The sequence below is a fragment of the Lysobacter antibioticus HS124 genome, from assembly GCF_000336385.2.
Classification (GTDB): domain Bacteria; phylum Pseudomonadota; class Gammaproteobacteria; order Xanthomonadales; family Xanthomonadaceae; genus Lysobacter; species Lysobacter firmicutimachus.
This window is the reverse complement of the sequence record NZ_HG424475.1, coordinates 4,115-10,370: the sequence shown is the minus strand read 5'-3', so window position 1 is coordinate 10,370 and position 6,256 is coordinate 4,115. Positions and strand designations below refer to the sequence as shown.

At 70.5% G+C, this 6,256-nt stretch carries 5 protein-coding genes and 1 pseudogene; 4 read left to right on the top strand and 2 right to left on the bottom strand.

All coding sequences use genetic code 11. The annotated features are described in order from the left end of the window. The 3 genes from TX83_RS07950 to TX83_RS07940 all read left to right on the top strand — a co-directional run. Positions 1 to 388, top strand: a 388-nt coding sequence (locus TX83_RS07950) for a collagen-like triple helix repeat-containing protein (RefSeq protein WP_186442548.1), incomplete at its 5' end; no start/stop codon positions are given. A gap of 45 nt (positions 389 to 433) precedes the next feature. Continuing rightward, positions 434 to 1,201: a collagen-like triple helix repeat-containing protein gene (locus TX83_RS07945; RefSeq protein ID WP_186442547.1), complete on the top strand. Its 768-nt coding sequence runs from the start codon at positions 434 to 436 to the stop codon at positions 1,199 to 1,201. Between the two features lie 362 nt (positions 1,202 to 1,563). Then, positions 1,564 to 3,114 (top strand): ShlB/FhaC/HecB family hemolysin secretion/activation protein, encoded by a 1,551-nt coding sequence (locus TX83_RS07940; protein ID WP_186442546.1) that lies wholly within the window; start codon positions 1,564 to 1,566, stop codon positions 3,112 to 3,114. A gap of 66 nt (positions 3,115 to 3,180) precedes the next feature. Here TX83_RS07940 and recQ read toward each other — a convergent pair whose 3' ends face one another. Together recQ and TX83_RS07930 are read right to left on the bottom strand one after the other, a co-directional pair. Next, positions 3,181 to 4,998 (bottom strand): DNA helicase RecQ, encoded by a 1,818-nt coding sequence (gene recQ / locus TX83_RS07935; RefSeq protein ID WP_064747404.1) that lies wholly within the window; start codon positions 4,996 to 4,998, stop codon positions 3,181 to 3,183. A 372-nt stretch (positions 4,999 to 5,370) separates the two neighbouring features. Then, a pseudogene (locus tag TX83_RS07930) lies at positions 5,371 to 5,850 on the bottom strand (Dps family protein); the annotation flags it as partial. Positions 5,851 to 6,072: 222 nt separating this feature from the next. Between TX83_RS07930 and TX83_RS23795 the strand changes: the two are divergent. Continuing rightward, positions 6,073 to 6,256, top strand: a 184-nt coding sequence (locus TX83_RS23795) for a hypothetical protein (RefSeq protein ID WP_261370061.1), incomplete at its 3' end; no start/stop codon positions are given.

The following is a 6,256-nucleotide window of genomic DNA, read 5'->3' as shown; positions in this document are numbered from 1 at the left end:
CGGCGGCTCGGGAGGCGGCGGTTCCGGCGGCGGTGGCGGCGGCGGTGGCGGTACTCCGGGCAATCCGGGCACCGGTACCTCGGCCCCCGGCAATCCGATTGGTTCGGTCGCGACGACCGGCGGCAACCTGCTCAACTCCGTCGGCGGCGCCATCAGCGGGCTCAGCGGGCAGATTCCGAACCAGGTGATCCTCGGCGGCAGTACGCCGACGTCCAATAGTCTGGCCAAGGTCGTCGACGATGTCGGCAAGACGGTCAGCAGCCTCGGCACCGCGACCAGCAGCGGCCTCGGCCAGACCGGCAATATCGCCAATCCGGTCGGCACCACGGCGGCCGGTCTGGATACGGTGGTGATCAATGCCGGCACCGCGGTCGACGACCTCGGCTAGACCGTAGCCACGGTCGGCGCCTTCCAAGGCTCGCCGATCCAGCCCTTGACCAGCGCGGCCGGCAGTTTGGTATCGACGGCGGGCGGCACGATCAAGACCGCGGGCGCGCAGGTCGGCGGCGTACTCGAAGGCTCGACCGGCCAGGCCCTGACCGGCGCGGTCAGCGGCATCCTCAATCCGGTCGCCGGCATCGGCCAAGCCAACGGCGGCACGGCCGGCGGCAACGGCGGCGGCAACCTGGTGGCCAATGTCTCGCGCAGCGTCGGCGGCGTGACCTCGGGCGTAGCCGCCGCCGGCGGCACTCTGGGCGGCCAGATCGCCGGGGCGCCGGTACCCGGCGGCGCGGCCGGCCTGGTCGGCGGTGCGGTGCAGGGCGTCAGCGGCAATCTCGGCACGGTCGGCGCCGGCATCACCGCCGGCATGGGCAATGCCGGCAGCATCGCCAATCCGGCCGGCATCACCGTAGGCTCGACGGCCGGCGGCGTCGCCGGGCTCGGCGGCACGGTCGGCAATCTCGGTGCGGCGGTCGCCAGCGCCGGCGCCTCCACGCCGTTGGCGCCGGCGACCAGCGCGCTCGGCGGCGCGGTGTCCAGCGCCGGCAGTGTCGTGACCACGGTCGGCGGTACTGCCGCGGCGGCGACCAACGGCGGCGTGCTGCAGCCGGTGACCCAGGCCTTGAATACCGTGGTCAACGGTGCGGCGGCGGCGACCCCGCTCAACAACCAGAACGGCGGCCTGCTCGGCGGCGCGGTCAGCGGCACCGACGGCAAGGGCGGACTGCTCGGCACCGGTCTGTTGGGCAAGAAGAAGTAAGCGAACGAGCAGGGGAGCGTGTGCGCGGGAACGGACGTCACGTCCGTTCCCGCGTCGCGACGCCGGCATCACGCCGGTTTGGCAACGATGCGATGCAGTCGCCGGTTGCATCGCGACGGCGCCGCACGGGACGAGGACGCGGCGTCGCGCACGAGCGAGACGCGAGCGGGACGGCGCAGCCGCCCGCCCGGCGTACAACACAGGGGTCGTGCATGCGGACGAGTGCGTGGGAGCGGCATTGCTTACTCGCGTTGGCGCTGGCGGCAGGCGGCGCCGCCCCGGCGTTTTCCCAGACCCGATTGCCGACCGGCAACCCATTGCAAACCCTTCCCCAGGCGCCCGCGCCGCGCACCGAACCGACGGTGCGCACGACGGTAGCGCCGCAGCAGAATCCGGAAATGGCGGCCTTGCTGGCCTTGCAGCTCACGCCGAGCCGGTTCGACGTGTCCGGGGTCAAGTCGGTGCCGGCCGAACAGATCACCGCCTTGTTCAGTCCGCTCGCCGGCAAGACCATCACCGTCGCCGAACTGCTGACGGCGGCGCAATCCTGCAGCGAGCTGTACCGCAAGCAGGGCTATGCGCTGTCTTTCTGCTATGTCCCGACCCAGGACTTCGCCGACGGCGTGGTGCGGGTGATCGCGGTCGAGGGCTATGTCGCGCAACTGCGCCTGAGCGGCAAGCCGGGCAAGCTGGAGCGCAAGATCCGCGCGATCGCGCAGCACATCCTCGACGATCGTCCGCTGCGCCAGGCCACCTTCGAACGTTATTCGCAGATTCTCGGCTTCCTGCCCGGCGCGACGCTGGGCGTCAACGTGCCGGCGCCGACCACCACCGACGGTGCGACCACGCTCGAACTGGATGTCGCCGCCAAGCGCTACGACGCGAGTTGGGCGTTGGAGTTCAATCATCCCGGCACCCAGGGGCTGATCAGCCTCAGCCTCAATGCGCTGACGCCGCTGGCCGAGCAATGGACGCTGTCGGCACTGTACCCGGACGGGCGCGGCGACGAGCGCTTCTACGGCGCCGGCTATTCGCAATTGTTCGGCAGCGACGGCTGGACCGGCCGCGCCGACGCCTCCCGTTATCGCGGCGAACCGGCCACGCGCAGCCCGCTGCCGGACTTCCTCGATCATCGGGTCGAACAGGACCGCCTGGCGTTGAGCGCGCGTTATCCGATCCTGCTGCGCACCGAGCGTTCGTTGTTCGTCGGCGCCGGCCTGTACGGCGCCAATCAGTCCGACATCTACCGCAACCTCGACAACGGCGTGTGGCTGGACCAGCGATCGCGCACCCGGGTGGCGCAGGTCTCGCTGGACTACGCCCAGGCCAAGAAGGATCGCGCCAGCCAGGTCAGCCTGGCGATCGGCCGCGGCTTCGACGCTTGGGGGGCGCAATCGGCGACGCTGACCAACCTGCCCGGCGTGCGACTGCCGGCGCCCAGCGACGTGGCCTTTACCCGCTACAGCCTGGGGCTGGCGCACAGCCGCAGCTGGCAGGAGCAGCGTTACCTGGCGGTGCTGCGCGCGACCGGCCAGTACAGCCGCGACCGGCTGCCCTCTTCGGAGCAGATCAGTTTCGGCGCGTCGCGCTTCGCACTGGCCTACGATCCTGGCGAGGCGGTCGGCGACAAGGGCTGGGGCGCATCGCTGGAGCTGAGCCGGAATTTCCGTCCGCAGGCGCGCTGGATGAAGTCGGTGGTGCCGTATCTGGTCGTGCAGCACGCGCGGGTGTCGTTGAACACCGGCCGGCCGCCGATCGACGACCTGGGCTCGGTCGGTCTGGGCGTGCGGTTGTCGGACAACCGCCATTACAACGTCGATTTCGCCTACGCCAAGCCGACCGCGGACCTGCCGCTGGAAACCGACGATCGCAAGGCGCGCTGGAACCTGACTTTCTCGTACCGGCTGCAGTAAGGCATCGCAGGGGGCGTGCTGCTCGGCCCCTGCGTCCGTTTGCCTTGCCTGTACCGCTTTCGGCGTTCAGCGGTGGTCGAACAAGTGCTGCAACACCGCGTCGCCGTAGCGTTCGAGCTTGCTCGCGCCGATGCCGGGAATGCGGCCGAGTTCGTCCAGGTCTTCCGGTGAGTGCTCGGCGATCGCGCGCAGGGTGGCGTCGTGGAAGATCACGTAGGCCGGTACGTTCTGCTCGCGCGCGGTGCTGGAACGCCATTCGCGCAGTGCGTTGAAGCGCACCATCGCGTCCTCGTCCAGCTCCATCGCCGCCACCGCTGCGGCGCCGCCGCCGTTGCGCGAACGGCGCGCGCCGCCGCTGGCTTTCGCGGTTTCGGCGCGGAAGCGCAGGCTGCGCTCGCCGCGCAGCACCGGTGCGCTGGCCGCGGTCAGGCGCAGCGCGCCGTGGCGTTCGATATCGGCTTCCAGCAGGCCGGCGGCGACCAGTTGCCGGAACACGCTGCTCCACTGGCGCGCGTCGAGGTCGCGGCCTATGCCGTAGGTGCTGAGCGACGCGTGGCCGAAGCGCGAGACCTTTTCGCTCTCGACCCCGCGCAGCACGTCGATGACGTGGCCGGCGCCGAAGCGCTGGCCGGTGCGGTAGACGCAGGACAGGGCCTTGCGCGCGGCCTCGGTGCCGTCCCAACTGCGCGGCGGGTCCAGGCAGTTGTCGCAATTGCCGCAGGCGCCGGCATGCGCTTCGCCGAACCAGCCCAGCAGCGATTGGCGCCGGCATTCGGTGGATTCGCAATAGCCCAGCAGCGAATCGAGCTTGCGCAGCTCCAGGCGCTTGCGCTCCTCGCCGGCCTCGCCCTGCTGGATCAGCTGGCGCAGATTGACCACGTCGCCCAGGCCATAGCACAGCCAGGCCGCGGCCGGCTCTCCGTCGCGGCCGGCGCGGCCGGTTTCCTGGTAATAGCCTTCGATCGACTTGGGCAGGTCGACGTGGGCGACGAAACGCACGTCGGGTTTGTCGATGCCCATGCCGAAGGCGATGGTCGCGACCATGACCACGCCGTCCTCCTGCAGGAAGCGGCGCTGGTTGGCCGCGCGCAGGGACGCGTCCATGCCGGCGTGGTAGGGCAGGGCACGGATGCCGGCGGCGACCAGTTGCTCGGCCACCGTCTCGACCCGGCGCCGCGAGAAGGCATAGACGATGCCGCTTTCGCCGCGGTGGCCGGACAGGAAATCCAGCAGCTGGCGGTTGCCGTTGTCCTTGTGCACCACCCGGTAGCGCAGGTTGGGGCGGTCGAAGGAGCTGACGAAGCGGCGCGCGTCCTCCAGGTTGAGGCGCTCGGCGATCTCGCGCTGGGTCGGCGCGTCGGCGGTCGCGGTCAGGGCGATGCGCGGGATCTGCGGCCAGCGCTCGTGGAGAATGGTGAGTTCGCGGTACTCGGGGCGGAAGTCGTGGCCCCATTGCGAGACGCAGTGGGCCTCGTCGATCGCGAACAGGGCGATGGGCGCGCGGTCGATCAGGTTGAGGCAGCGCGCGCCGAGCAGGCGCTCGGGCGCGACGTAGAGCAGGTCGAGCTCGCCCGCCAGCAACTGCCGTTCGACCTCGGCCGCGGCGGCCGCGTCCAGGGTCGAGTTGAGGTAGGCCGCGCGCACGCCCAGTTGGCGCAGCGCTTCGACCTGGTCCTGCATCAGCGCGATCAGCGGCGAGACCACCAGGCCGCAGCCGTCGCGCAGCAGCGCGGGGAGCTGATAGCACAACGACTTGCCGCCGCCGGTGGGCATCAGCACCAGGGCGTCGCCGCCGTCGGTCACGTGCTGGACGATCTGCGCCTGCTCGCCGCGGAACGCGGTATGGCCGAAGACGCGGTGGAGCAGTTCGAGTGCGGAGGACATGCCGGCTAGTTTAACGGCTGGCCCGGCGGCGCCGTTCGGAGCAGGGGCCCGGGCGGGGGCGGAATGCGGCGTGGTTGGGCGTGGGTAAAGGATTCAGGCCGTGGCGGGCGGAGCGGCGGCGCAGCGCCGATGGCCTACGGACTGGCGGCGTTCGCGGCCGCCTGTGCCGAGGCCGAGGCCGCGGGCGCCCGCGGGAAGGGGACTGGGCGGGGTCATGGCGCCGTTCGGATATTGGCCCTGGCGGCGACGGGTATGATGCGCAGACAGGCGTTTCGCCGCGCCTGCCCGCCGCCTCCGCGCTTCAGGCGCCGGCGGCCGCGATCGCGGCCGCCGGCGGCAGGGTGAGCCATGCCGGCACCGGGGCGAAGCGGATTACTGCAGCAGCGAGCGCAGCATCCAGGCGTACTTCTCGTGGGTCTGCAGGCGCTGGGTCAGCAGGTCCTCGGTCGGGGCGTCGTCGACGTCGTCGGCCTGGTCGAGTACCTTGCGCGCGGTGCGGCACACGGCCTCGTTGCCGATCACCAACTGGCGGACCATCTCGCGCCAGTCGGCGGCGTCGGTCAGTCCCGGTTCTTCCGGAATCGAGCTCAGGCGCACGAATTCGGCATAGGAGCCCGGCGCGTTGAAGCCCAGGGCGCGGATGCGCTCGGCGATCTCGTCCAGCGCGGTCCACTGCTCGGTGTACTGGGTTTCGAACATGACGTGCAGGGTGTTGAACATCGGCCCGGTCACGTTCCAGTGGAAGTTGTGGGTCTTCAGGTAAAGCGTGTAGCTGTCGGCCAGGAACCGCGACAGGCCCTCGGCGATGGTCTTGCGATCGGCCGCGGAAATCCCGATATCGATCGAGGGCGCGCGATCGCCCGGGGCCGGCGACGCGGCGGGGCCGGCGGGCTTGGCTTTGCCGGATTTGTTCTTGTCGGACTGGTTGGACTTGGCCATGCGGGACTCCTGTTCCGATGCGGATGGGGTGGACGTTCGCCGGATATGGTGCCGGGCGTTAGCGGCGACAATAGGCGCTGTCGCCGCGGATGTGAAATGGTTTGTTTCTGGCGCTGCGATGCAGACGATCTATCGATGAATACCGAGTCTTCCAAACAGTCTAGCCACGCCGATGCGAGCGCTGCGTTACGGCAAGCGCGGCGCGCGATCGACGGGGCCCTGAGCCGCGATCGCGGGCGTCTGCACGGACTGTGGTCGCGCTGGAGCGGCAAGCCCGGCGACGCCGCCGCGCAGGCCGCGTTCGCCCAGACCCTGGCGG

Coding starts and splice junctions, on each gene's coding strand:
- recQ (WP_064747404.1), bottom strand. CDS start 4,998: ATGTCCTCCGCACTCGAACTGCTCCACCGCGTCTTCGGCCATACCGCG.